Origin of the sequence: Mucilaginibacter myungsuensis, from assembly GCF_015222005.1 — a bacterium.
In the GTDB taxonomy this organism is placed as follows: domain Bacteria; phylum Bacteroidota; class Bacteroidia; order Sphingobacteriales; family Sphingobacteriaceae; genus Mucilaginibacter; species Mucilaginibacter myungsuensis.
In genome coordinates this window covers 216,726-242,374 of the sequence record NZ_JADFFL010000007.1, presented here as the reverse complement: position 1 = coordinate 242,374, position 25,649 = coordinate 216,726, and the positions used below count along the sequence as shown (strand labels likewise).

Below are 25,649 nucleotides of genomic sequence, written 5' to 3'. Positions count from 1 at the left end.
AAATTAGCCAACATTAGTCACATTTTTCTTTAATTCTGTTTCTAAAGTTTGCAATTCGGTGTTCAGTACCTTACGGTTCTGTGCACCTTCTTCGTGTATGCGTTTCACTTCGTTCAAGGTCTCTATCAATGATGAGGTTGTCCTCTTCAATGTATCGATAGATACAACCGTCTTCTCATTCTCTTTAGCTACCGCGATACTGTTGGTTTTTAGCAACTCGGCGTTCTTAAGCAGGATGGTGTTGGTAGTGTCGGATATCTTTTGCTGCATCTCTACATTGGCCTTCTGGCGTTGCAGGGCTACCGCAATGGTCAGCTGGTTCTTCCAAACCGGGATCGTGGTAGAGATGATCGATTGTGCTTTCTCCGCTATCGACGTATTGTTATTTTGTACGATACGGATCTGCGCCAGCGATTGCATCATAATAAAACGCACCACTTTAAGATCGGCCAAACGTTTATCCAAACGGTTCACAAAATCGCGCAGGTCGGCTATCTCGTAGTCGTTGTAGTCGGCCGGGCGTTGTTCCATTTGTGTAAGGGTGATGGTCAACTCGTTCAGCTTTAGCTGACCGGCAACGATCAGTTCTTCCATCTGCTTAATATATTCCACGTTACTATCGAACATGGTTTGCAGCGATGAGTTATCCTTGATCGAGTTTAAACGGCCCGCTTTGATCTTATTAGTGATCTGATCTACATTGCTGATCACCGTATCATACTTGGCGAACATCTTTTTAGCATCCATCACCAAACCGCGCAGCAAAGGTATCTTCATAAAAAAGCCTTTGATGCCGCTTTGCTCCAGTTCATCAACGTCAATGTAGTTTAGCTCGGCCAGCAGGTCGGCTATCATAGTGCCTACTTCGCCCGAGTTATAGGTACGTACTGACGTAAGGAACTGGTTACTGTATTTCTCCATTGATCCCTGAACTTCGACTCCGTAGTTCAGTATCGAGTTCGCATCAGCAGGGTTAAGCGCTTTAGCTACCTCGGCATATTTCTTTTCCTCTTCGGGTTTGATCAATTGCAGGTTTACGTTACCTTCTTTGTCTACCTTCATCATCGAAGTTGGCGCGGTAGGTATCGGCGCAGCAACCTGAGCAGGAGCTTCGGCAGGTGCCGGAGTGATAGCCTGCAATGGTGGTATATCTTTTAAATAATCAGGCACATCGTTAGCGCCTGTTGGTGTGTTCTCTGCCATGTTGTTAGGGTTTTAGGTAATGCTATAAAAAATTAGCTGCTACGGTGCGCACTGTCTCTTCAAGTTTGCGGTCGCGGGTAGGCTCGCCAAGCGCGTTAAATTTCCACTCGCCATTCTTTTTGTAGAACACGCCCAATACCATGGATACGTGGCCGGCAAAATTTGCGCTGTTAGCGATATCGTACTTGGCAAAAACCTCGTTCACCCGTTTAGGCGTACCCTCGTAAATACGGATAGACGCGAATGGGATGGACGCGAAATCCTGACCGCGGAAGCTGTTCAGTACAAAAGCCACATACGTAGTGGTAGCAGGCAGGTTTGAAAGTTCTACTGTGATCACTTCGTTATCCAGACCATCGTCGCCGCCGATATCGCCGGTAAGGTCGTCTCCGCTGTGGCGAACGGAATTGTTTTTACTCTTTAGGTTACCGAAGTAAACAACTTCTTCCAATCGTTTATCTTCGCTAAATAAAGCGCAGCTACCGTCAAGGTCCACCGCCTCGGTAGTGCTGCCAAAACCGAACATGCCTTTCTTTTGGATAGCACCCCAATTGATGCCTACACATATATTTTGCAGCTTAGCGCCGTCGCTTTTCGCAAGATTAATGCGCTGTCCTTTTTCTAAGTTAATTGCCATAATGCTTCTTAGTTATATTTATTTAGATAATCAGCCAATCCACCCTTCATACCCGAGCCGATCGCCTCAAATTTCCATTCGTTATTGCGTTTGTAGATACGGCCAAATTCAACGGCGGTCTCGATAGAGAAATCCTCTTCCAGTTCGTATTTCAGCAAGGTCTCGTTAGTTGCCGCGTCAAATATGCGAATGAAAGAGTTACGTACCTGGCCAAAGTTCTGTCGGCGTTGTTCGGCCTCGTGGATGGTCACCACTACGCAGATCTCGGTAACACGCGGATCAGCTGTGGTCAGGTCTATTTTGATCTGCTCGTCGTCCCCATCGCCGGCGCCGGTAAGGTTATCGCCGGTATGTTCTACGCTGCCATCCGGAGTTTTTAAGTTGTTATAAAAAACAAAGAATTCGTCGGTTACCAGTTTTTTGTTGTCGCCCATTACAAAAACAGAAGCGTCCAGATCGAATGCCGAACCGGTAGACGATGCGTTGGTATCCCAACCCAAACCGATAACGAATTTTGGTGCGGAGATAGCTTCGCGCTGGCCTTTTTGAAGGTTAATTGCCATATTGTAGTACTTGGTTGTTATTAAATAAGTGGTTCTTAATGTAATTCAGGTTCGGCGCGTAAGCTTCCATCGTGTGGTAGCTGTTGCCCAAAGCCATATTGTATAATTGGTTGATGAACCAGCGCTGCTTGCTTTGAATGAACAGGCAGAACGGTTCGTGATCATAGTTTAAAATGTATTTTACCAGACGGGTATTCACGCGGAAATCGCCGCCATTGATGATATCGTCCAAGTCAAATATAGAATTAACATCATGATAATTCAGATAATTTTCAATATTTGGATGGATGTCGGTGTTAGCCAGCTCGGCAAAATACAGCATGTAGATATCATTATCCAAACCATACTGACCGATCATTTTTGATATCATCCGCTCATGACTTCCTGTGATCTTGATGTCATCCAAAAAGATCAGGACCTTATCTTTCAGAAAAGCGGCATCGATATGGAATGAGTCGTTACCGATCAACTGCATACGCTGCTCGGCAGATAATGCGCCGTAATCTTCTTTATAAGTGATGGTGCGGTGTACCTTGGTCTCTTGCACCACCGGCAGATGATGCTCGGCCAGCCAGCGGTTAAGCCTGAACACAAAATGGTCTTTCATGGCATAAGTAGCCGTCGGGATAAACGAGTAGGGGCTGGATATCACCACTATCTGTTGATCAACAGCCGTTTTGGTCAGCACATCGCTGATAAATCCCTCGGCCAGTGACGTACCGAAATCCGCCGCGATATTACCATCGCCGAATTTGAAACGACTATACTCGCCGGCATCAAACGCAAAATCGAAAGCCGTGTGTATCTTATGCAGTGAATAGGTTTTGTGCAGCATGTGTTTGTTTTAAGGTAGTAATTGATGTATTGTTTGAGTTGACCAGCAAACTTTTGATGCCAACCATGTCGGCACCCCAAACGTCGGCCCGTGGGTTATCGCCAACGTGGATAATGTGTTGCGGATCGATAGCACGTAATTTGGCCACCTCATCCAGCATCAACTGAAAGAATGCCGGGTTAGGTTTGGATAGACCTGCCTCGTCTGAAAATAACAGGAAATCAAAATGTCGGTCGATATTCAAATGATTCAACACCTTACGTAGCGTAGAGCCTTTGATGAAGCCGGTATTGCTTAAAAGATTTACCGTGCGATCGGCGTCTTTTAAATAAGCCAAGGTATCGGCAGTTTGATCGCAATAGATCACCGGCATGTGCTGAAAGATCAGATCTTCCATATTGCTGTATAAGGCATCAACATCAATGTCGTGCAGGTTGATCTTACCATCGTTGATCTGACTGATCACCATCAGGTACATTTCGTCAGCGTCGATATTTTTTCCTGTGGTCTCATTAATACTGTTCACCATAAGGTCAACCTGACGGAATGTATACTGAACTTCCTCCAGCGATTTTCCCTGAGTATTGAACCCTTCGTGAAATATCCTCGCTCGTTCCTGCTTAAAAAGCGGGTTCGACTTAATCAAGGTCAGCCACAGGTCGAACGAATAGTGTTTATAAATGGCCATGTTGTTTGCTTGGGTAGATGTTATACCGGCGCGGCAATTTTATATTGAGATTGCGGACGGTTAACAATGTTACAGGTTTAGGTGTATATTTAATGTTAAGTTTATTTGACGCCGTAAAGTAGAAGAAATATTTTGGAAAGGCAAGATATGACCAACATCTGAAAAAAACTATGCACTTTCGCAAACTTTGAACTATATTTGCAACCCACCAAAAATCAAAATGACTTGGTAGCTCAGCCGGTAGAGCAAATGACTCTTAATCATTGGGTCGAGGGTTCGAACCCCTCCCGGGTCACTTAAAAAACGCCTTTAGTATTTTTATGCTAAGGGCTTTTTTGTGTCTATATGAGCTTAAAAAGGGCGTTTCTCATGTCGTGTGAAAAATTCTTAAATAAATGTAAGCATTTTTTGCGAGATTTTCAAGAGGTTATTGCTTAAATCAGTGGTCGAAATATGGCGCACTCTTGGCGCATTTAATGGCGCACTTTTAAATTTAAAAAAGTCCCTTTGGGACTTTCCTTACTTGTTATTGTGTCGACGCTTTCTCAGATTCTTCCTACCTGTAGAGCTGATTTTTTCAAAACGTTTCGATTGCCTTTTGTCATCATGCGCAAACGTTCTACATTCAGCTGTAACCCCTCCTAAAAATCGGACTGCTTAAAGGACGAAAAGTCTTAACTTTAAACAGTCAAACGATGAAGAACTCTATTATTACCGAAGCACAGATCGTAAAGGCCATCAAGGAATATGAAGGTGGCCGTGAGCTCAATGATGTATGCCGCGAACTGGGCATTCACAAATCCACATTTTACAACTGGCGAAAGAAGTATGCCGGCATGGATAGCCAGGAACTGAATCGGCTGAAAGAGTTGGAGGAAGAGAACCGCAAACTGAAGCATATGTATGCGGAATTGGCCGTAGAGCCATGTTTAATTACAAGAACGTTCGCGATGATTCAGAGACCATAGATAAGCTGCTTGAGCTATCTGAACGGCATCCGACCGAGGGTCAGGATTTGTATTACAGCCGCATCCGCCAGCAAGGTCTGCAGTGGAATTATAAACGTGTCAGGCGGATTTAGCTGCTGCTGGGCACGAACCGCCGCCGAAAGGTGCGCAGACGCGTGCCTGCACGTGTTAAAGTGCCATTGGTCGTGCCTGAGCAGGCTGGAGATACCTGGTCTATGGATTTTATGTGCGATGTGCTGATGAACAAGAGAAGGTTCCGAACGCTGAATATTATCGATGACTATAACATGGAAGCTATTGCCGTGGAAGCTGCCTATACTATACCAGCCGTGCGGGTAACTCAGATCTTGGAGCGAACTATTCATGAGCAGGGTAAACCAAACTGTATCAGAGTGGATAACGGGCCGGAGTTTAACAGCAAAGAATTTAAGGATTGGTGTGAAAGCAGGGTATAACTGTGCAATTTACGCAGCCGGGAAAGCCAATGCAAAACGGCTACATCGAACGCTTCAACAGAACTTTCAGGGAAAACCTCTTGGATGCTTATCTATTTGAGGACATTAACCAGGTACAGGTATTAGCCGATGAATGGATGGAAGATCACAATTACAGCAGGCCGCATGAAGCACTGGGAGGTATAACGCCAGACCTGTACAAGCGGCTAAGCTGTGGAGATATTGAAAACTCTGGCGAGTTTCCAACATCCCCACAGTTCCAACAACAATAATTATATTTTTGAATTAAATAAGTCTATAAAACACCAGTCCGAACTTAGGGAGGGTTACACGAGGATTAGCATCTATACCCCGGTTCGCCCGCTGTTTCTGCGCAACAGACGGGCGTTGCTTTCGCGATCAAGGTTCATTTGAAAAAAAATAAAATAGTTCAAATTGACCGGTATTGTCGAACACCCATAGGTTTTCTGAGCTATCATTCTTGCGATCTTTAAGATCCCAAATTCGATGATTTAAATAAAATCACCTATAATAAATTATAACAGTATAGATGGAGCTATACGGTGTCGCCGAAATTCTGCCTGATCAATTTTGACGACCTGAATCGTAGCCAGATGGCGCTGAGGCCAGGCTAATAATCATTTGGAAGCTGAAACGAGAGTGGATAAAAAACAATGGGACTTTTTCGTATAAAGCCCGAATAGCGCCTAAAACCACCAAATATTTGCATAATTTAGAAGCATCTGTACTTTACACAGTCGAATTAAGCTAAAATTATCTTTATTCCTAATAAGATTGATTGCTGATTAACCATGATATAGCGATTTCCCGAATTACAGCTGATCTCTTGGCCATGACGAATCACTGCAACAACTTAAATGCTAAAGTGGAGTATATTAAAACATCCTGATTAAAAATATCAAAGAAGATTGTTACTGTTCGAATCTTATGAGTTGATAACGGAAAAGGAAAATTTATTGCTGATACATAGAGATACTTCAACACCTAATATCTGTTATAAGATGGGTTTCATTAACGTAAAAATATCTGTTTAAAGATAACTCATGACTTTAACAAATACAAAATATTAGCTACCTATAACCCATTTCTTGCGGAAGCAACGTAAACATTTATAACGTTTCAGAGGAAGGAAAAACAAAAATGTCCGTTGAAAAAAATTACGACGGATACGCTTCTATCTTCGGTTCTGGCACCGCAGGAACAATAATCTATATCTTGTGACCATCCATCGGCCACTTTTTGGTTAGAAACTTTTCCATCAATCAAACTTATAACGCTTTTCAAGAGAATCATAAGCCATTTAAAATGGCATAATAGGATTGTTGTTTTTATTTAAATGATCAGGCCACAAAGTAGGATATTGTCTGCACTGTCAATCTGCTTTGCAGTCGATATGATCGATCCAAAATTTAATAAATTAGTTCTTAGGCAATATCGCTCCTTGACAAATGTCCTATTATTGATAAGCGCAAAAACAAAATTACTAACATGGTCTATCAATCATATTATAATTACTTCCCTCTGCCTTTTATCATAACACCGACAGTTTTTGCGATCACGATAAGATCTGTCCTTAAACTTAGTTTTTTTACATACAAAAGGTCATGATCCAACCGCTCACACATTTGGCCCACATTTTCGGCGTAGCCAAAATTTACCTGACCTAATGAGGTAATGCCCGGCCTTAATTTTTGGACCGTGATGTAATCTGGTCTTAGTTCTAATATTTGTCGGGCGAAATGCTCGCGCTCCGGTCGGGGGCCGACAATTGACATTTCTCCTTTAAGCACATTCCAAAATTGCGGTAATTCGTCCAAGCGTGTTTTACGGATGATCCTACCCCACTTCGTTATTCTTGGGTCGCCTGCTCGAGATAGTTGCGGGCCAGCAACCTCGGCATCACAATACATACTTCTAAATTTATAAATATGGAATGTACGGCAATTTTCGCCTAGCCTGACTTGCTTGAAAAAAATGGGACCGGGTGATGACAATTTCGTTATGATAAATATCAGAAAAAAAAATGGTGAGCCCAAAGTCATGATAATGAGCGAAAAACATATATCAAATGCCCTTTTTTTTCTTTGGATTTTTTTTTTATAAATAAATTGAGGAGTTAAGTGAGCGATTTTTGCTAACGGAACCTCTTCATTACAACCTGCAGGGGGGGCTTCAAGTTTCACGAGATGACGATTCATCTCGCACGCATTTTGACCGTCGAAAGTACCGGCACTATTTGGTAATGCTATTAACGAGTGGGTAGATAGTGATGTATTCAATGTTCGGGTAGATTTTGTAATAAAATTTCTTATGAATTAAAACGCCATTTATCCTAAACTGAAGTATTGAAGACTTCGGACAATGTAGAAGTTAGATTTATATAACAAGTTAATTTCAGTTTCAAATTTACGATAATTTTATTAATAACCTCAAAATCTTTTCAATGTGCTAATAATTAATGGTTTAGTGTGTTATGTTGTAAGATTTTCGATGTTTTGATCAATGGCTTAAAATGTTTGTCTAACATAATTTTCCTTTCAAAATGGCTAAAGTTCTCATGATATTTAACGCAACAACGTTGATTATTAATTGTTTTTTACTTTTAATAAATGCGACACCGCGCCGATATTTAATTTAGAACGAAATCTTTTTTCTAAATATACTTAGCGAAATCTTTAGACCATTTAGTTAATTATAGCTTTGATATATTGTTATTTAAATGGCTTTATCATATTGGTGCTGTTTATAAAGATCATCCCAACAGTTGTACTACTTTGTAATTTGGGGTGGGCGGATGAAGTCTCACAATAAAAAAAGGTGTATATTTGTCATTCAAAAAAAACTGGATTTGCCCTGGCATCTTAAACGATTGAAAAGATTTAGACTGATGAAATTTAGTATTAGAATTATGCTTGATCCGGATATCGGATCGGAACGGCGAATCAAAGGGCGAAACATAGCTTTTTTTGAACAGTTCGAACTATCTTAGGCTTTATACGATCATTTTAACGATCAATAATCTAAGAAATTCATGGTGCATTAATTAACAGGTTAACAAAGTATATAAAAGTAATTTCAAGGCTTTCATGGCAGAAAAGAATACCAATAATGTCGTAGCGAAATATGTCTTTCTGATTTTTTTTATTTCTTTCTCTGTGATCAGAATCACATCCGCCTTTGCTCAAACATTTTCAGGAGCAGGTATCGAAAGCTATTCAGATGCTGAGTTAAATAAATGGTTGCAACAAGCCCGAGTTGCCGGTATGAGCGACGATCAAATTCTTCAACGTGTGAAAGACCAAGGCCTTTCTAAAGAACAGATAGACCGGTTCCGGGAACGTATCTCTGCTCTAAAGGTAAACAACTCGCCAAACCCGGACGAACCATCATCGGGACGGGTTGTAAAGGATACTGAGCCAATTAATGGGCCTGCTATCCAAGTGCCATCAAAAATATTCGGTGCTGATCTTTTCAAGAATGGCAATACAAGTTTTGAGCCTAATTTGCGTATTGCCACACCGATAAACTACATATTAGGACCTGATGATGAACTTAATATAAATATTTATGGCAACTCGTTAGTGAACTGGAAATTGGTTATTTCTCCCGAAGGGAACATCAACATACCTGGCATCGGCTTGTTGAACGTCAGCGGTAAAACAATTGAGCAAGCGACCATAGAAATCAAACGGCGTTTATCTGCTGGAAATTATGCCATTGGCAGAGGTACGAACGTACAGATATCACTCGGGAACATTCGGAGTATCAAAGTTATAGTTAACGGACAAGTCGCTAAACCCGGCACCATTACAGTACCGTCTTTAGCCACGGTATTTAATGCCTTGGTAGCAGCCGGTGGCCCTAACGATATTGGATCTTTTCGAAATATCGAGGTAATTAGGAATAATAAAATAGTGGGGCGTCTTGATATTTATGATTTTCTTTTAAAAGGCAGCCAATTAGGTAACATCGGATTAAAGGATCAGGATATTATACGGGTACCCACTTATAGGGTCCGGGTCGAAATGAGTGGTCAGGTTAAAGTCCCAGCGATATTCGAGGTCTTGCCTGGTGAGAACTTGCAGGACGTTATTAGGTTTGCCAGTGGTTTTAGCGACCTGGCTTATACGGATAAGATCAAAGTTTATCAAATAAGCGGTCAAGAGCGTAAGATCACAGATATATCAGAAAATGATTATTCAAATTATATACCCTTGCGAGGTGACCGTTATGAGGTCGACGCAATTTTAGAAAGATATGAGAATCGTGTTAAAATAGACGGTGCCGTTTTTCGATCAGGATATTTCGAGTTAAGTAAAGGTTTGACACTGACCGGATTGATCACCAAAGCTTCTGGAGTAAAAGAGGACGCTTACATGTCCCGCGGTTTTATCACCCGTTTGAAACCGGATAATACTATTGAATCGATACCATTTAACACTAAGAACATACTTGACGGAACTGACCCCGATATCTTGTTAAAGCGGGAAGATATCGTTAATATCCCATCTATATTTGATCTCCATGATAATTATACCGTGATGGTCAAGGGAGAGGTCAGGCACCCTGGTGAGTTCTCCTTTGCAGAAAACATGAATGTCGAGGACCTAATATTGAAAGCAGGTGGTTTTACGGAAGGTGGGAATGCTAAAAGACTGCAGGTCGCCAGGCGCGTTTCAAATAGCGATCCAGCTTCGTTGACGAGCCCTGTAGCCGAAGTTTTCACTATAAATGTTGATGAGCAGCTTAAACCCGGTTCAACAAACTTTAAACTGCAGCCCTATGATATCGTTTCGGTCTATGCATCGCCTGGATACGAGAGGCAGCGTAGCGTAAAGATCGGTGGTGAGGTGGTTTATCCTGGTTTTTATATCATTGAAAAAAAGAATGAGAAAATATCGGATATTGTGAAACGAGCGGGAGGGCTGACAGCATCTGCAGATGTAGAAGGCGCATCGTTAAAACGATCCAATCTTGCTATTTTAGGTGTGGATGGGGACAAAGTGGATGCTACCGCTATCGAACAGGATAGGGCCGACCGGATCAACAGGGTCAAGCGTGCTTATCAGGATTCTACCGCTAACCCAATAGCTCCAAGAAATGATTTTGTAGGTATAGATCTTAAAAAGATACTGGAAAAACCGGGAAGTAAGTTGGATCTTTTGGTTGAGAACGACGACGAGATCAGTATACCCAAAGAGCAGCAGATAGTTCGTGTAGATGGCGAAGTTCTTTATCCAAGCGCGGTGGTATATTCGAACGGAAATACTTTAAAAGATTATATTATCAACGCCGGGGGCTATTCCACGAAAGCGTTAAAGCGGGGCGCTTACGTACTATACCCTAATGGTACGGTGAAAGGTAGCCGCAGATTTTTATTTTTCATCATCCACCCATCCATACGGCCAGGTAGTGTAGTATACGTGCCAAGAAAATCTGATAAAAAGGGATTGACAACGCAGGAAACAGTGGGCTTGGCAGCCAGCGTCGCATCATTGGGCGCAGTTATATTAGGGATCATTACTTTGAGCAAATAGATATGAATAGTGCGGGTCCGGAAGAAGGAATATCTGTTAAAGATCTGATCAATCAGATAAAGTCAGGCATCAGATATTTAATGACCAAATTGACATTTATTTTATTGTTATCCCTCTGTGGTGGAGCATTGGGCCTCACGTATGCCCTATTAAAAAAACCGAGATATGTAGCTACTTGCACTTTTGTTTTAGAAGACGGTGGTAAAGCTGGGGGATTAGCACAATACGCTGGATTGGCTTCTATAGCCGGGATCGATCTGGGTGGTGGTGGAAGTGTATTCCAAGGAGATAATATATTGGAATTATACAGGTCCCGCTTGATGATCGCAAAAACGCTATTAAGCAAGATGGGAGATAGCGGTAGGGGAAGGCAGCTTTTGATAGACAGATATATCGAATTCAACAAGCTCAAAGAGAAATGGGGATCGGACACTAAACTTAGAGCAATAACTTTTTCTGGCGGCGATCTGGATCGGCTTCACGACAGTGTCATTACCGATATCGTCAATACGATCAACAGGACAGCGCTTGTGGTGAGTAAGCCGGATAAGAAGTTAAATATTATCAAGGTCGATTTTACCTCAAAAAATGAAAATTTCTCAAAAGTTTTTGTTGACAGGTTAGTGAAAAACGTTAATGATTTTTATGTTCAGACTAAAACAAAGAAATCTGAAATAAATGTCAAAATACTTGAACATCAAAAAGACAGCGTTCGAGCCTTGCTAAATTTATCCCTCAGTGGAGTGGCATCGTCGATAGACGCAGCTCCTAACGCAAATCCTAATCTCACGGTCTTGCGTGTGCCTTCTCAACGAAAGCAAATAGATGTACAAGCAAGTTCGGCGATATATAGTGAAATAGTAAAGAATTTGGAAATATCCAAAGTTTCGCTTTTGCAAGAAACACCATTGATACAGGTGTTAGACGAGCCGGTATTTCCGCTTCCGGTCGATAAGCCAGGTAAAGTTAAATATCCGATCGTGTGTTTTTTTCTGACTGCTATATTTACCTCCGTCATTTTGATCATGAGGAAGATATATAAAAAGATACTGCAGTAAAGATTCTACTCATCCTCAGCGTAAGTGCCCCCTATATATACAATAAACTTTCAATCCATTTCGATTGGACAACCATTCACGATCTTTAGGGATTTGAACGTCGGAAATCTGACATATGATCATTGCTAACCTGTATAAAAAATTAAGATCCATCACTGATATAAAAAGGTTGGCAATTAATGCGTTCTGGTTATTTTTTGACCGCTTTTTACGGTTAGGGGTAGGTTTGATAGTTGGCGTTTGGGTAGCCAGATATTTGGGGCCATTATCGTTCGGTAAACTCAATTATGCCGCGGCATTGGTCGCTTTGATGAGTGCATTATCCACCTTGGGGTTGGATCAAGTCATTATTAAAAAGATCATAGATGATCCAAGTTCCAAATTTCGTTTTTTAGGGACAGCCTTTTTCCTGCGTACTGTAGGAGGGATGATCGCGCTGGGCATATGTTGTTCCTACGTAGCGATCACTGATAGCGACAGAACGCTGTTGATCATCACGCTGATCGTTTCGTTGTCGCCGATCTTTTCTTGCTTCGACGTCATTGACTATGAGTTCCAAGCGAACTTGCAATCCAAAAAGACCGTCATCGCAAAAAATACCGCTTTCATGATTGCATCGGCCCTTAAATCTATTCTCATCATTAAAGGCTTTAGTTTGACCATCATTGTTATCGCTATCGTATCGGAAAACTTTTTAGGGCTGCTTGGTCTTATCATGTTTTATGGAATCAAGAACGTTATGCAGTGGCGGATCAAGTATGATCTGATCATAGGATTGCTTAAAGAATGTTGGCCACTTATTTTATCAAGTATAATTGTTCTTCTTTACATGCGTGTCGACCAGATCATGATTGATAATTTTGCCGGGCATAATGCAGTGGGTGAATACTCTGTATCGGTTAGGGTCACCGAATTATGGTATTTCATACCGATGATCTTAACATCCACATTGTATCCTCGGCTTGTGAATTTATATGATGATAAAGAACGTTACTATAAGTTGGTTTCCTTTTTACTGAAAGTCCTATTTTTTATAAGTTTTTCGATCGCATTAGTGGTCAATTTCTTTTCCGTTGAGATAGTTACCATGCTTTTCGGTCAAGTTTATAAGGAAGCTGCCTTTGCATTAAATATCAGTATATGGACAGGTGTGTTCGTTTTTTGGGGCGTTGGGGTAAATAATATACTCGTGATAGAGAATTTAAACATTCATAACTTCAAAAAATCTGTACTGGGTCTTAGTATCAACATAATATTGAATTTTTTGTTTATACCGAGATATGGTATAAATGGAGCAGCAATAGCCACATTGATATCACAGTTTTTTGCGTCATATCTTTACTTTGCTTTCCAAAGATCCACGAGGCATATTTTTTACCTCCAAAGCAGATCGATATTGTTTTTTATAAAATAACATTTGCCCACAAGATGAAAGAACCTGTATTATTATTGACATTCAACAGGCTTGACACGTTAGCGGCAACGATACAAGCGATAAGGGGCTACCGCCCTGAAAAGCTTTTTGTTGCATCTGACGGACCAAGGAGAAATAAGGCTGGCGAGGCAAAACTTATCAATGATATCCGCGCCTATATCTTAGAACAGATCGATTGGAAATGTGAGGTCCATACATTATTCAGGAACGATAATTATGGGTGCGGCAAAGGTGTTTCCGGGGCAATAACGTGGTTTTTTGAAAATGTCGAACGAGGGATCATATTAGAGGACGACTGCGTTGCAAATGAAAGTTTTTTTAAGTTTTGCGAAGACCTTTTAGAGAAATATGATGATGATGAAAGAGTTATGCATATTTCGGGCAACAATTTTCAATTAAGCGAAGTTTCTGAGCATTCCTATTATTTTTCATATGCTTGTCAAATTTGGGGTTGGGCAACTTGGCGAAGAGCTTGGCTAAAATATGATTTCAGTTTGAAAGAATATACTAGCAGCTGGGATTACAATGGATTTTTAACTGATAAGTTTGAAAGAAAATACTGGGATAAGCAGTTTAAAAAAGTGCAGAAGGGAAGAATTGATACATGGGATTATCAGTGGATATTTACCTGTTGGAAAAATAACGGCTTAACTGTTATGCCTAAATTCAATCTTGTTAAAAATACTGGGTTTTCATCTAACGGAACTCACACTAATTCTTCACATTTTATAGAGAATCTGAAAACATATCCTTTGACCATAACAAGCCATCCTGCCGAGTTTGAAAGAAATTTGAAAGCGGACAGATGGCATGCTGAAATTCTTTCGTTTCGTGATATGGGCCCAGTGTCGAGGCTGATTAGATTTTTTGACGGTTTGAAAACAAAGTTCAGGGGTAGTGATAAATAAAAAGAACTTTTTATGAAGGCGCAACAGCTTGACTTTACAACATATATTTCCAGATGAATAAATTTTATGATAGAGGTTTCTTAGCAAACCCGATAACACAATATTTTCGATGGATGACAATGAAGTCAAGATATCAGTTGAAATATTGGGGTTCACATTTACGAATAGGGTATTTGGCTCAGGTTTCAAATACACATTTTGGAAGGTACAATTATATTGGACCAAAAACAGTTTTAAGCAACTCTTTTATGGGAGATCACACCTACGTTGCTGATCATTGTAGTTTAGATCACTTGAATATAGGTAAATTTTGTTCTATTGGGCCGGCCGTGCGAGTAGCGCCAGGAAAGCACCCTCTAAATTTCGTTAGTACTCATCCCTCTACATTTAATGCACAATCAAATTTGATGGGTAACTTTATCTCCGATAATCATTTTAAAGCATATGACACGGTTTCAATCGGAAATGATGTTTGGATAGGATCCAATGCCATTATCATGGACGGGGTAACCATTGGCAACGGTGCTGTCATTGCGGCGAATTCGGTAGTTACGAAAGATGTAGGCGATTACGAAATAGTAGGCGGAGTTCCCGCAAAATTAATAAAAAAGAGATTTGACGAAAATTTAATCATGAAATTAAATGAGATAGAGTGGTGGGACAAAGATGAAGCATGGATAAAAAAAAATATCGACAACTTCAGAGATATTGAACGGTTTCTAAAACAAGATGTCGATTAAAACACTGTGATATTAGATTATCTAAAATGAACTTTTTTTTTAGTAACACATACAAGTATCTAATTTTATATCCTTGGATCAAAGTGGTAAACATTTTGGCGTATTTTTATTTTTCGGGGGTATTATATATCAATAATGTTCAATATAAGCAATTGCCGAGGTTCAGAGGAACTTTCAAATTGAATAATAAAGGAAAAATAATATTCGGATCTCAATTGGTCTTCAATAGCACTTTTAACTCAAATCCTTTAGGGTTAAGCAAATATTGCTCTATCTATGTAGAAACAGGCGCAACACTAACTATAGGAGATAAGTCGGGCTTTTCTGGAGTTTCTATATTTTGTTCTAAACAGATCACGATTGGTAAAACGTTGTTTTGCGGCGGTAATGTTAGTATATGGGACACAGATTTTCATCCACTATTGCCATTTGAAAGGGCAAATAACGTGATCGAAAAAATTGAAAGTAAGGCGATCAATATTGGCGACGACGTTTTTATTGGTGCAAATTCTATTATTCTAAAGGGGGTAAATATTGGCGATCGAAGTGTAATTGGTGCGGGCAGTGTAGTTACTAAAAATATTCCCAGCAATCAGGTCTGGGCCGGCAACCCTGCAAAATTTATAAAAGTGATAAATGAAAACGATCAGCTCTAATTGCCTTACCTTTCTCTCAGATACTCCCCCTTTAAAAAATAAAGGTTCGGGTATCTCTGTATTACTTTTTCATATAATTAAGGCGTTAAACGGAAATTTTACTGTCAATGTGATCACATTTTGTAGAGAAGTTGAAGTTGAACCAGCCGAAATTGAGAGCGATAATTTCGACATCGACGTTCATATCTGTGATAAAAGCTTTTTTACATCATACAAGCGGCTTAAATTCGGCGTTTTTAAAAAACTGTTTCAGTTCATCGCTTTTATATGGTCTATTCCAGGCATTTTAAAACGCTACGATAGTGATCAAAATACGTTTTTGACCGTTGTTGGCGCCAGCATTAAACCGGTTTGCAAAGCCTGGATTTTAATGAAATTAGCACCGAGATCTAAGCATTGCCTGTATATCGTAGACGATCTTGAATTGATCAACAAAAAATACGACAATAAATTTGAACTATATTTGATCCGACTTTTTTTGGAGAGATCGATCAGGCAAGCTGATGTTTTGATCACTATAAGTGAAGGATTAAAAAAGTTGTATAAAAATAAATATGATAAGGATAGCACAGTACTTGCACCTCACTTTAATAAGGTGCCACCGCTCGCAGATAAAGATGAGAAAAAGGAACGTGAGTTCGTATTTCTATTCACCGGCGGACTGAACATCCTTTACAACGGATCTTTAAAGTTCTTTGCATCGGTCATCGATGATCTGAATAAGAAAAGCACCCATGATGTGATCTTTAAATTGGTCGTTCAAACCTATTCCAGTCTTGCTGACTTCAGGTCGTTAAATTTTAATGAAGATTACGTGTCGTACTCTACAAGCGATAACAGGGATAGATTACTTGATGTGTATAAGCAATGTGATTGTTTTTTAATACCCTATTCTTTTGAAGAGGCCGATCACGGTTTGATCACTACTTCTTTCCCTCAAAAAATAGCTGAGATAATCCAATATGGAAGAACGATACTAACTTTGGGGCCAGCTTACAGTTCTGTTAACAACTTCTTTGTTTTAAATGATCTTAACTATCGTTGTGAAGAGCCGTCACTTGATCGTTTGGTCGAAGCTATCACTGATATTTTGGTCGATGGCCGGAAGTTCGACAGCTATTACAGTGCTTATAATAAATATTTATCGAAAGAGTCTGTGATCAGAATATTCAATGATATTATAAAAATGAAAGATCAATGAAAATAAAATATTTACCATTACAGGCTCATTGCTTCGCTTACGGCGGATTCGACATACAAATGCTATCAACATCAAATGCCATTAATGACCTTAATGTAGTTATTGAAAAGATGGATATTTGGAACAGAGATGCAGAATTTGATATCCTTCATTGCTGGGGGCTGGGGCTTTCGCACAGTGAAAGTTATCATTGGGCAAAAAGATCCGGGAAAAAACTTGTAGCGACGATATTAATGCATGACACAGAAAGCTTTTATGACAAGTTCAGATTCAAGATCTCGTCGTTGTTATATAAACAACGAATGATTACAGAACTGTTGAGAATGCCAGACAAAATAGTCGTTGTAAACGAAATGCAAGCGGATTTTTGCAATTTATGTTACAAGGTGCCGTCAAAAAAGATCCATGTGATCCCAAATGTCATTGGAGATGTTTTTTTTGAGAGATCCTTAAAAGTTTCTGAACAACCAAAGGAACAATACATATTGACCGTTGGTAATATATGTCAAAGGAAAAACCAGATAGCCTTAGCGCAAGCATGCATTGCTGGGAATTTCAAACTGGTCATCGTTGGAAAAGTGATGGACGGCGAAAATGTTGTGGGAGCAGAATTGGCCCAATTGGTAAATGACAATAAAGATATATTGAGCTGGATCCCGGAACTTAAAGAAAATTCAGAAGAGCTGGTGGATTATTATCAGAACTGCCTTTTATTTGCTCTTCCCAGTCATGTTGAACAGCAACCCATATCTATGCTGGAAGCAGCGGTGCTGCAAAAACCCATCTTAACGGCGGATAGGCGCTACGCGCGGCAAAAATATTACCAAAACGCAAAACTTGTAAATCCCTCCTTAGTGGGATCCATAAAGGATGGGATAGATGATATTCTGCGATCCCCACTCAAATACACAACGGATAAAAATGTCCTTTTGGAATGCAGAAGCAAAAATATAGGTGAGAGTTATAAACGACTTTATTCTGAACTGCTTACATAACCGCCGATACGGGCGGCCTTATTGGGTCGCATGTCTTTGGATCGGTATTTACTGTTTATCCGAATCGAATGGTGTTTTTTTTTAAATTGAAGTTAAAATACGATGTTTGTTGATAGGTCATTAGAAGTTGATCAACCTTTGATAAGTATTATAGTGGTAACGTTCAACGCTCAGAATGGGTTGGAGAGGACTATAAAAAGTGTCATCGACCAAGATTATAAAACAATCGAATTAGTTATAATAGACGGAGGCTCTACGGACGGAACCATCGAAATTTTAAGGAAATATGATTCTAAAATAGCCCATTGGAAAAGTGAACCGGACGAGGGGGTATATGATGCCATGAACAAAGCACTCGATGTAGTGAAAGGCGATCTGATCTACTTTTTGGGTTCGGGTGATATTTTATATAATATTTTAAAAAACATTGTCCCTTATTTTAAGGATAGGAAGACCATATATTATGGGGATGTTTACCGGAATGACCTGATGTCAAAATACGATGGCGAGTTCTCTGCTTTCAAGCTTGCCATTGTCAATATTTGCCATCAGGCGATCTTCTATCCATCGGCCGTGTTTAAAAAACGTCGCTATAATAACAAGTACAAGATATTTGCCGACCACGCATTGAATATGGAGTGTTATGGTGATCCTAATTACAACTTTAAGTATTTACCTGTTACCGTGTGTAACTATGAAGGTGGTGGTTACTCGGCGAATACGGTCGATCTCCCTTTTTTTGAAGACAAGATGGAACTGACCCGATCTAATTTCCCATTATCGGTATATATATATGCTTTAATCAGACGCTACATGGCCCGCGCAGTAAAACGACCACATCGAAACCGATTTAATACCTAGATCCCAACAACAGTTGATATGAAATATAACTTAAAAAAAATCGCTAATCCGTATTCCGCATTCAGCATCTCGTGGTTCTCATGTTTGGGACTATATTCTTTAGGATGGTCTAACCTGTTCCCTCGTATTTCATTATCATTGTTTGTTTTTTTATTTTTTTTTATCGTTGTTTTTGCTGTAGCCGGTCTCTTTTTTGATAAAGTGCCCTTTACAAAACCCGAGCTATTAAAAATAGGGAATAAAAGATTATTAGTTATAAATGTTATTCTTTATAGCCTGAACTTTTTATATAGCGGCATACCGCTGGTCAATGGTACCCGTGATATGGATTTTGGTGTACCTACTGTGATAGTACTCACAACATCACTTAACTGTTTTGTAAGTATATATTTTTTTTACGCCTTTTTAAACACCAGAAAAAAGATCCTGTTGCTGTATATACTGATCTGCTTTGGTCTTTTTATACTATCTTTTTCCCGAGGTAACATCATTATGAGCGTCGTGAGTATGTTTTTTGTTTGGATAAACATAACATTACCTCAACTCGATCTGAAAAAAATAGTTGGTATCGTTGCCGGGGCGTTAATAATGCTCTATGTTTTTGGATTGGCCGGGAATTATAGACTGATAAATGAGGTCCGAAAAGGGAATCCTGAGGCCGATCCCACATACAATAGCGAACTAATATTGAATTTAGGTCAGGCTTCTGAAAGTTTTAAAGATAATGTTGTGCCAGATGAATTTTTTTGGGGATTCTTATATGCCACTTCTCCGTTGAGTAACTTGCAATATAATATCAACAAGTACCCTTCGAGCCTCACGATCAGTGGCTTAGGGTTTGTCTTTATAGACGAATTTTTATTTGACAGCTTATCTAAACGTATAAACGATATACTTGGCAGAAAACGTGCGGTCGCAGACGTTATTGTTGATGACCTAGCGGTAACTACTACCCTGACCGGGAGCTATAATTATGCAGGCTGGATAGGAATGGTTTTTTTATTATTTTTGTTTTTGCTCTTTCCACTGATTTATTCGATTGTGGTATCGAAGAATCCTGTCGGGATATTGGGGATATCGATTCTTTGTACGATATATTTTTTTTCGATCTTTGATAACATGTTAACAACAACAGGTCTATCTTTTCAGATCTTGTATCCGATCATTTTTAATTTCATCGCTAAATTAAAGATCTATAATGACTAATACACCTCTTATAACGATACTTATGGCGACCTACAACGGCGGCCGTTATATTGAGCAACAATTAGATAGTTTAATCAACCAAACCTATACTAATTGGGAGCTCATAATTAGAGATGACGGCTCGACAGATGATACGCTAAAGATCGTTAAAAGTTATCTTAAGGTTCACAGCAAAATTTCCCTGATCATTAATGAAACTGCTTTAAAAGGTTCGGTATCAAATTTTTCCACATTGTATTCGTTAGCCAAATCCAGGACAGCCGTCGGTCATTTAATGTTTTGTGATCAGGACGATATATGGCTCGTGAACAAAATGGAGGAGACGATGCATTTAATGCAAGATGTAGAGAAGCAGCAACCTCATAAACCAGTGATGATATATGGCAACTTACAAATGATCACAGCTGATGGAGAGATGATTAATGAAGAAATGAATCTAATGAAAGAGCTTAGGTTCAATCGCACATTGGCTCAAAATTACGCTTTTGGTTGCACCATTATGATCAATACCAACTTTATCCGTGTTATGGAGTCCATTCCTGCATCAGCTGAAAATCATGATTATTGGATATGCCTTGTTGCAACCGCATTTGCTGAGTGCCGTTATTTAGAAAAGAAACTTTTGTTATACAGACAGCATGGTAACAATGCTACCTCGCAAGGCGCGGGTCTCAAAAAAAGATTCGCCAGATTCACGACAGGTTTTGCCGACCAGATTAAAACACTCACTTTGAGAGTAAAAATGTTTCAGCGATTTTTAGATTTTTACCGACATGATCTGGACCCGGATAAACTTGATGTAATAACAGACTATCTGGAGAATTTAAGAAGAGACCGTTTTTCGCTGATTCGCGCCATCTTTAGAAATAAGATCTATAAGTTAGGTTGGTTGCAGAATGTTGGAATGATATATACCATTTTGTTTTTTTACGGTAAGATCAACACAGAAGAATCAAAACAGATCGTTTAGAGTATGCTTAAAGTGGTAATTTCGGGGGTTAATCTTGTAGAGGGTGGTATACTAAGTGTGCTTCAGGATTCATTAAGATCGATTGGAAAATTGAAAAAAATATATAATCTCGACATAACCGTTCTGATTCATGACAAGGAATTGATCGAAGACAATATTGATCGAAGTTGCTTTAATTTTGTGGAATTTCCATTAATTAAAACGTCGTGGCTAAAGCGTTTAAAATTCGAATATATTGAAAGCAAAACCATCTCGCAGCAGATCACGCCGGATCTTTGGATATCATTACACGATATAACACCCAACGTTGATTGTAAAATGCAAGTGGTCTATTGTCATAACCCCTCAGTTTTTTACACAATAGATGTAAAACGTTTTTTTTATGACATTAAGTTTTCCTTGTTCTGTTTATTTTACAAGTACTTGTATCAAATAAACATCAAAAGAAATGCTTATGTGATCATTCAACAAAAATGGATAAGAAATGCTTTTAAGCAAATGTATGGTGTAAATTCCATCATTTCATATCCTATTCAAAAGATGTCGCAGAATATCGAAGAGATCAATATCAATGAGGTCATAGCAATCGATGCAAAAAAAACGACCTTCTTTTATCCTTCATTTCCCCGCATATTCAAAAATTTTGAAGTTGCATGTAAAGCAGCCGAATTTCTTGAACGGAAAACCAAAGCTTTTCAATTGATCATAACATTGAACGGTTCAGAAAATAAATATGCGAAAGAGATCATATCCCGGTATGGCCATGTAGAAAGTATCCATTTTATTGGTATCCAGAAGAGGGCCGTTGTCCAAAGACTTTATCAAGATACCGATTGTTTGATCTTTTCGTCTAAGTTAGAAACGTGGGGTTTACCTATTAGCGAGTTCAAAGAATTCAACAAGAAAATGTTATTGGCCGACCTGCCGTATGCACATGAGACGCTCGGTGATTATCAAACCGTCAATTTTTTTGATCCTGACGATTATATGGAACTTGCCGATCAGATGGAGGGGGTAATAAATAACACGATTGGTTTCGTAGGCAATCAGCGAGAGGAGCCATCCCAACCTTTTTTTGATGACTGGGATAAATTAATGATTTTTTTACTGAACAAGGCGACCGAGGCTTAGTCTTAATTCTATATTATCGCAGCGAATACGGAAATGCTGCCATTCCCTGCGGGTTGCTCTATCATTAACTCGATCGCATTTTTTATTCATGATATCATAAAAAACATGCCTAATATAAGTACATGCGCCTTGCTCATCCCAACCTATAACGCAGGAAAAAAATGGCCTGAAGTTTTAGCAAGCATTGACAAGCAAATTGCTCTAATAAGTAGAAAGATTATTATCGACTCCGGTTCTAAAGATAATACTGTAGCGTTAGCTAAAGCACACGGATTTGAGGTGTTCAGGACAACTTCCAGCCAATTCAATCATGGTGGTACTCGCCAGCGATTAGTTGACGAAAGCGCAGATGCGGACGTTTGTGTTTTTTTGACCCAGGATGCTATATTGACAGATGAAAATAGTCTTTCAAACATCGTTTGTGTGTTCAATGATCCAGAGGTAGGAATGGCGTATGGACGACAGCTACCGCACATTGATGCTAAACCTTTAGAGATTCATGCACGCGTTTTTAATTATCCAGAAAACTCTCATATTATTTCGATTGCCGACCAACCCGCGTTAGGTTTTAAAGCTTTTTTTTGCTCAAATTCATTTGCTGCGTACCGTAAGAACGCGCTGAACGCCATAGGTGGTTTCCCAACAACGTCCATTATGGGCGAGGATGCCATTGTTGCTGCCAAAATGCTTAAAGCCGGTTACAAAAAAGCCTACGTAGCCGAAGCTATGGTCCGTCATTCACACAGCTATTCTTTACTTGAGGAATACCGACGTTATTTTGACACGAGGGTATTTCATGAGCAGAACATCTGGATGCTGGAAGAGTATGGGAAGCCGACAGGTGAGGGACTTAAATTTATAAGATCCGAGATCAGCTACGCGATTAAAAAATCGCCCGTTAGTTTATTTCGATCAATTAGTTCGATTTTCGCCAAATGGCTGGGCTATAACAGTGCCAGATTTTATAAAATTATGCCACTTTTTCTGATTAAAAAGTTTTCCATGCATTCATTTTACTGGAAATGATCAACTAACAAATTTTTTCTAATGTTCCAGCGTCCACTCAACGTATATGAGGTCGAGATCGTTGATAAAGATTTACTTAAGCTGCATCGGAATTTCAATTTAGCTCGAATACCATAACATTATCCATGGAATATGGTTGCATCTATGGATTTATTCTTCGAATAAACTGGAGGCGACGGATTAAAAACACCTCTAAAAGATTTCATTGTCAGGATCGGATTGAGCGGACGTTTATCAGATAAGGAAATTTAATTTGAACATCTTCCACAGTTTTTGTATTTAGGAATACGGCCTGAATATTGACTTTTCCACCGAGACTCAATTTTAAGACAAATCTATAATTATATAGATTTTAGCGGAATTCTCGTTTATATTTCCAGAGGCAGTAATGCAAGCCATTAACCAAGAATAATTGATATATCCGCTCGTCCAATAGACCTGCCATTAAAACGAATCTAAATGATTATGAAGAAAATTTACTGCGCTTTTTTGTTAATGTTACTCGCAGCTGTCGGGGGCTCGCTCCCAGTCAGTGATACAGCCTTATTCCTATCAATTTTATCAGAAATTCAGTGCTGATATCTATTCAACTGATGCACGGGTTCATACGACGATCAAACCGTTCTTCGTAGACGATTCAATATTGCTTATTCGTTATAATGGCCTTGTTAATAAATTGCAAGATAGCGCAAGGACCGGCAGCTGGCTTACCCGGAAGTTGTCCGCCGAACACCTCGTCGAGTACAAAGGGAACGGTGTCTTTATTTTCGGAGATTATCTGATGGATGTTTCAGTAGGGCGCAATTTAGCTAACAAACATTCCAACCGGATCAAGTAATCATGGTTTCCAGATAGGCGGATCATTTGGCAAAAAACTTTTTTTACTGACGAGTGGTGCCGCTGCCCAGTCAACATTTCCAGATTATCTAACCACTTACTACCAACAGGTCGGCAATGTGCAAGGACAGACGTATGACCGTAGTATTGCCGGGCAAACAAAAAAGTGGTCTTATATTACTGCCTTGGTTTCGTTTACTCCGGTCAAGTTCTTTAACTTTACCCTCGGGCACGATAAGAATTTTATAGGCGATGGTTATCGTTCGATGTTGCTGTCCGATGTATCGACCCTTTATTCGTTTTTCTGGGTAATTGCTAATGTGGGCAATGCAAGATATATGGCTATGTGGACATCGATGCGTGACAGAGTATCTTCGCCGACCATACAACGTAAATGGGGCGTTTTTCATTATTTGGATTGGAACGTGAATAATAGGTTGTCATTCGGTTTTTTTGACAATGTTATCTGGGGGGACAAAGATGAGAATGGAAACAAGCGTGGTTTCGACTTTACCTATCTTAATCCAATAACCTTTTCAAGACCTTTAGAAGCTTCTAACGGGTCGCCAGATAACGCACTGATGGGACTCACGACCAAATATAAAATTTCGAACGGAATTGCCTTTTATGGGCCATTTGCCTTGGATGAGTTCGAGGCGAAGAATTTTTTCTCGAATAATGGTAGTTCACGGAACAAATATGGTTGGCAAATAGGTCTCAGAGGCGCAAATTTATTTAAGATCCATCAACTCAATTACCTTTTGGAATATAAATGGCGAAACCTTATACTTATTCGTCGCGGGAGAACCTGCTCATATTATTGACCGACGGATCTATGCTGGTGTCTGATGACGTAGCAAGGGTGGTCTACCGGATAACCTATAAAAAAGCCTGATGAAAAAGAGCATCGGTCTCGGTTATTCTTTGCCTTACATTTATAAGTGCCCGGGCCCAGAAAATGTCATCCGCTTTGCCGAATACCACGCTTGGAAAGGCCTTGTACGTGCAGCATTGCCAAACCTGTCACCAGGCCGATGGAGCGGGTGCGCAGAATATGGTCCCGCCGCTGATCAGGTAAGGGGGCCAAAACCGGAGTTGATCAGCATCCTGCTTAACGGGCTGAGCGGCGAGATCAAAGTTAACGGCGATGCCTATTCGGGCGAAATGCCTTTAATGGCTATTTTAAAGGATGGGGAGATAGCCGCGGTACTGACTTACGTAAGAAATAATTTCGGTAATAAGGCAAGTGCGGTCACTGCAGATGACGTGAAAAAGGCTCGTTCGGCGAACAAGAAATGAATGATCTAAGAAAAAGTACATCTAAAGATTTGCCAACCTTACTTTAACTGTTGTTGAAAGCCTGTTTTTTTGGTCGTACAGAAGTAGCACGATCTGACGAGATGTTCGTTAAAGCAGATCAGTGTTCATGACCGTGGCGGTCCGCCAAACGCTCTTATTGGTCAATATTTTCATATCCTGTTATTATATCGGTTGCCAATTTAGGTCTTATGTAAACCTTTGCCATCTTCGTATGTTCAAATCAGTAATAATGGTAGGTAATACCGTAATACGTATACCTGTTAGTTAAGCTGGTCGGGCTATTTTTGTTCGATAAGGTCGATAGCCGATAGAAGGTTGTAAATAGACAGGTAACATCACCCGATCAACGTCATGTAGCAAGGGGGCGTATCCAACGGTCGATGAAAATGTCCCGCCTG

23 protein-coding genes, 1 tRNA gene and 1 pseudogene are annotated in these 25,649 nt (G+C 39.8%); 19 read left to right on the top strand and 6 right to left on the bottom strand.

Annotation, left to right across the window (positions count from 1 at the left end; translation table 11 throughout):
* Nucleotides 1-3 precede the first annotated feature (3 nt).
* From IRJ16_RS17860 to IRJ16_RS17840, 5 genes are read right to left on the bottom strand one after another with little or no spacing between them, the layout of a single operon-like run.
* Entirely contained in the window at nucleotides 4-1,203 is a 1,200-nt protein-coding gene (locus tag IRJ16_RS17860; RefSeq protein ID WP_228080291.1) for a toxic anion resistance protein, read from the bottom strand.
* Between the two features lie 22 nt (nucleotides 1,204-1,225).
* Nucleotides 1,226-1,840: a TerD family protein gene (locus tag IRJ16_RS17855; RefSeq protein WP_194112996.1), complete on the bottom strand. Its 615-nt coding sequence runs from the start codon at nucleotides 1,838-1,840 to the stop codon at nucleotides 1,226-1,228.
* Nucleotides 1,841-1,848: 8 nt separating this feature from the next.
* Complete coding sequence (locus IRJ16_RS17850) at nucleotides 1,849-2,403, bottom strand: TerD family protein (RefSeq protein ID WP_194112995.1); 555 nt, start codon at nucleotides 2,401-2,403, stop codon at nucleotides 1,849-1,851.
* A complete protein-coding gene (locus tag IRJ16_RS17845; RefSeq protein WP_194112994.1) occupies nucleotides 2,393-3,238 on the bottom strand; it encodes a phosphoribosyltransferase family protein in 846 nt (281 codons plus the stop codon). The genes IRJ16_RS17850 and IRJ16_RS17845 overlap by 11 nt, the downstream gene beginning before the upstream one ends.
* Complete coding sequence (locus IRJ16_RS17840; protein WP_194112993.1) at nucleotides 3,210-3,926, bottom strand: HAD family hydrolase; 717 nt, start codon at nucleotides 3,924-3,926, stop codon at nucleotides 3,210-3,212. Before IRJ16_RS17840 ends, IRJ16_RS17845 begins: the two co-directional genes overlap by 29 nt.
* Before the next feature lie 222 nt (nucleotides 3,927-4,148).
* Between IRJ16_RS17840 and IRJ16_RS17835 the strand changes: the two genes are divergently transcribed.
* From IRJ16_RS17835 to IRJ16_RS22955, 4 genes are all read left to right on the top strand, one after another.
* A tRNA-Lys gene (locus IRJ16_RS17835) sits at nucleotides 4,149-4,221 on the top strand.
* 400 nt (nucleotides 4,222-4,621) lie between these two features.
* Complete coding sequence (locus IRJ16_RS22965; RefSeq protein WP_228080289.1) at nucleotides 4,622-4,894, top strand: transposase; 273 nt, start codon at nucleotides 4,622-4,624, stop codon at nucleotides 4,892-4,894.
* Between the two features lie 143 nt (nucleotides 4,895-5,037).
* Nucleotides 5,038-5,349 (top strand): DDE-type integrase/transposase/recombinase, encoded by a 312-nt coding sequence (locus tag IRJ16_RS22960; protein ID WP_290246117.1) that lies wholly within the window; start codon nucleotides 5,038-5,040, stop codon nucleotides 5,347-5,349.
* Nucleotides 5,350-5,378: 29 nt separating this feature from the next.
* On the top strand, nucleotides 5,379-5,621 hold the full coding sequence (locus IRJ16_RS22955; RefSeq protein ID WP_228080287.1) for an integrase core domain-containing protein: 243 nt from the start codon (nucleotides 5,379-5,381) through the stop codon (nucleotides 5,619-5,621).
* Between the two features lie 1,260 nt (nucleotides 5,622-6,881).
* Here the strand turns inward: IRJ16_RS22955 and IRJ16_RS17825 are convergent.
* Nucleotides 6,882-7,649, bottom strand: a complete 768-nt coding sequence (locus IRJ16_RS17825) for a sugar transferase (RefSeq protein WP_228080285.1) — start codon at nucleotides 7,647-7,649, stop codon at nucleotides 6,882-6,884.
* Nucleotides 7,650-8,456: 807 nt separating this feature from the next.
* On the opposite strand from IRJ16_RS17825, the gene IRJ16_RS17820 reads away from it, so the two are divergent.
* The 15 genes and pseudogenes from IRJ16_RS17820 (at nucleotide 8,457) to IRJ16_RS23245 (ending at nucleotide 25,230) form a co-directional block, all read left to right on the top strand.
* Nucleotides 8,457-10,907: a polysaccharide biosynthesis/export family protein gene (locus IRJ16_RS17820; protein ID WP_194112992.1), complete on the top strand. Its 2,451-nt coding sequence runs from the start codon at nucleotides 8,457-8,459 to the stop codon at nucleotides 10,905-10,907.
* Between the two features lie 2 nt (nucleotides 10,908-10,909).
* On the top strand, nucleotides 10,910-11,965 hold the full coding sequence (locus IRJ16_RS17815; protein WP_194112991.1) for a GumC domain-containing protein: 1,056 nt from the start codon (nucleotides 10,910-10,912) through the stop codon (nucleotides 11,963-11,965).
* Between the two features lie 115 nt (nucleotides 11,966-12,080).
* The gene (locus IRJ16_RS17810) at nucleotides 12,081-13,379 is read left to right on the top strand and encodes a flippase (RefSeq protein WP_194112990.1); all 1,299 of its coding nucleotides are present in this window, start codon (nucleotides 12,081-12,083) and stop codon (nucleotides 13,377-13,379) included.
* Nucleotides 13,380-13,393: 14 nt separating this feature from the next.
* Nucleotides 13,394-14,308, top strand: a complete 915-nt coding sequence (locus IRJ16_RS17805; RefSeq protein ID WP_194112989.1) for a nucleotide-diphospho-sugar transferase — start codon at nucleotides 13,394-13,396, stop codon at nucleotides 14,306-14,308.
* 440 nt (nucleotides 14,309-14,748) lie between these two features.
* Nucleotides 14,749-15,048 (top strand): annotated as a pseudogene (locus tag IRJ16_RS22950) (CatB-related O-acetyltransferase); the annotation flags it as partial.
* Between the two features lie 179 nt (nucleotides 15,049-15,227).
* On the top strand, nucleotides 15,228-15,704 hold the full coding sequence (locus IRJ16_RS17795; protein WP_194112988.1) for an acyltransferase: 477 nt from the start codon (nucleotides 15,228-15,230) through the stop codon (nucleotides 15,702-15,704).
* Nucleotides 15,685-16,905 (top strand): glycosyltransferase family protein, encoded by a 1,221-nt coding sequence (locus IRJ16_RS17790; RefSeq protein ID WP_194112987.1) that lies wholly within the window; start codon nucleotides 15,685-15,687, stop codon nucleotides 16,903-16,905. Before IRJ16_RS17795 ends, IRJ16_RS17790 begins: the two co-directional genes overlap by 20 nt.
* Complete coding sequence (locus IRJ16_RS17785; RefSeq protein ID WP_194112986.1) at nucleotides 16,902-17,900, top strand: glycosyltransferase family 4 protein; 999 nt, start codon at nucleotides 16,902-16,904, stop codon at nucleotides 17,898-17,900. Before IRJ16_RS17790 ends, IRJ16_RS17785 begins: the two co-directional genes overlap by 4 nt.
* A 102-nt stretch (nucleotides 17,901-18,002) precedes the next feature.
* Nucleotides 18,003-18,761 (top strand): glycosyltransferase family 2 protein, encoded by a 759-nt coding sequence (locus IRJ16_RS17780; protein WP_228080283.1) that lies wholly within the window; start codon nucleotides 18,003-18,005, stop codon nucleotides 18,759-18,761.
* Between the two features lie 18 nt (nucleotides 18,762-18,779).
* Nucleotides 18,780-19,967, top strand: coding sequence for an oligosaccharide repeat unit polymerase (locus IRJ16_RS17775; protein WP_194112984.1), 1,188 nt, complete (start codon nucleotides 18,780-18,782; stop codon nucleotides 19,965-19,967).
* Between the two features lie 22 nt (nucleotides 19,968-19,989).
* On the top strand, nucleotides 19,990-20,937 hold the full coding sequence (locus IRJ16_RS17770; protein ID WP_194112983.1) for a glycosyltransferase family 2 protein: 948 nt from the start codon (nucleotides 19,990-19,992) through the stop codon (nucleotides 20,935-20,937).
* A gap of 3 nt (nucleotides 20,938-20,940) precedes the next feature.
* A complete protein-coding gene (locus tag IRJ16_RS17765) occupies nucleotides 20,941-22,068 on the top strand; it encodes a glycosyltransferase (protein WP_194112982.1) in 1,128 nt (375 codons plus the stop codon).
* A 33-nt stretch (nucleotides 22,069-22,101) separates the two neighbouring features.
* Entirely contained in the window at nucleotides 22,102-23,094 is a 993-nt protein-coding gene (locus IRJ16_RS17760) for a glycosyltransferase family 2 protein (protein ID WP_194112981.1), read from the top strand.
* 1,609 nt (nucleotides 23,095-24,703) lie between these two features.
* A complete protein-coding gene (locus IRJ16_RS23050) occupies nucleotides 24,704-24,826 on the top strand; it encodes a hypothetical protein (protein WP_262893677.1) in 123 nt (40 codons plus the stop codon).
* Nucleotides 24,826-25,230 (top strand): c-type cytochrome, encoded by a 405-nt coding sequence (locus tag IRJ16_RS23245; protein ID WP_228080279.1) that lies wholly within the window; start codon nucleotides 24,826-24,828, stop codon nucleotides 25,228-25,230. The genes IRJ16_RS23050 and IRJ16_RS23245 overlap by 1 nt, the downstream gene beginning before the upstream one ends.
* Nucleotides 25,231-25,649 lie beyond the last annotated feature (419 nt).

Excerpts from the sequence above, each read along its gene's own strand:
- IRJ16_RS17860 (WP_228080291.1), bottom strand. The coding sequence starts at position 1,203 with ATGGCAGAGAACACACCAACAGGCGCTAACGATGTGCCTGATTATTTA.
- IRJ16_RS17855 (WP_194112996.1), bottom strand. The coding sequence starts at position 1,840 with ATGGCAATTAACTTAGAAAAAGGACAGCGCATTAATCTTGCGAAAAGC.
- IRJ16_RS17850 (WP_194112995.1), bottom strand. The coding sequence starts at position 2,403 with ATGGCAATTAACCTTCAAAAAGGCCAGCGCGAAGCTATCTCCGCACCA.
- IRJ16_RS17845 (WP_194112994.1), bottom strand. The coding sequence starts at position 3,238 with ATGCTGCACAAAACCTATTCACTGCATAAGATACACACGGCTTTCGAT.
- IRJ16_RS17840 (WP_194112993.1), bottom strand. The coding sequence starts at position 3,926 with ATGGCCATTTATAAACACTATTCGTTCGACCTGTGGCTGACCTTGATT.
- IRJ16_RS22965 (WP_228080289.1), top strand. The coding sequence starts at position 4,622 with ATGAAGAACTCTATTATTACCGAAGCACAGATCGTAAAGGCCATCAAG.
- IRJ16_RS22955 (WP_228080287.1), top strand. The coding sequence starts at position 5,379 with ATGCAAAACGGCTACATCGAACGCTTCAACAGAACTTTCAGGGAAAAC.
- IRJ16_RS17820 (WP_194112992.1), top strand. The coding sequence starts at position 8,457 with ATGGCAGAAAAGAATACCAATAATGTCGTAGCGAAATATGTCTTTCTG.
- IRJ16_RS17815 (WP_194112991.1), top strand. The coding sequence starts at position 10,910 with ATGAATAGTGCGGGTCCGGAAGAAGGAATATCTGTTAAAGATCTGATC.
- IRJ16_RS17810 (WP_194112990.1), top strand. The coding sequence starts at position 12,081 with ATGATCATTGCTAACCTGTATAAAAAATTAAGATCCATCACTGATATA.
- IRJ16_RS17805 (WP_194112989.1), top strand. The coding sequence starts at position 13,394 with ATGAAAGAACCTGTATTATTATTGACATTCAACAGGCTTGACACGTTA.
- IRJ16_RS17790 (WP_194112987.1), top strand. The coding sequence starts at position 15,685 with ATGAAAACGATCAGCTCTAATTGCCTTACCTTTCTCTCAGATACTCCC.
- IRJ16_RS17785 (WP_194112986.1), top strand. The coding sequence starts at position 16,902 with ATGAAAATAAAATATTTACCATTACAGGCTCATTGCTTCGCTTACGGC.
- IRJ16_RS17780 (WP_228080283.1), top strand. The coding sequence starts at position 18,003 with ATGTTTGTTGATAGGTCATTAGAAGTTGATCAACCTTTGATAAGTATT.
- IRJ16_RS17775 (WP_194112984.1), top strand. The coding sequence starts at position 18,780 with ATGAAATATAACTTAAAAAAAATCGCTAATCCGTATTCCGCATTCAGC.
- IRJ16_RS17770 (WP_194112983.1), top strand. The coding sequence starts at position 19,990 with ATGGCGACCTACAACGGCGGCCGTTATATTGAGCAACAATTAGATAGT.
- IRJ16_RS17765 (WP_194112982.1), top strand. The coding sequence starts at position 20,941 with ATGCTTAAAGTGGTAATTTCGGGGGTTAATCTTGTAGAGGGTGGTATA.
- IRJ16_RS17760 (WP_194112981.1), top strand. The coding sequence starts at position 22,102 with ATGCTGCCATTCCCTGCGGGTTGCTCTATCATTAACTCGATCGCATTT.
- IRJ16_RS23050 (WP_262893677.1), top strand. The coding sequence starts at position 24,704 with ATGGCGAAACCTTATACTTATTCGTCGCGGGAGAACCTGCTCATATTA.
- IRJ16_RS23245 (WP_228080279.1), top strand. The coding sequence starts at position 24,826 with ATGAAAAAGAGCATCGGTCTCGGTTATTCTTTGCCTTACATTTATAAG.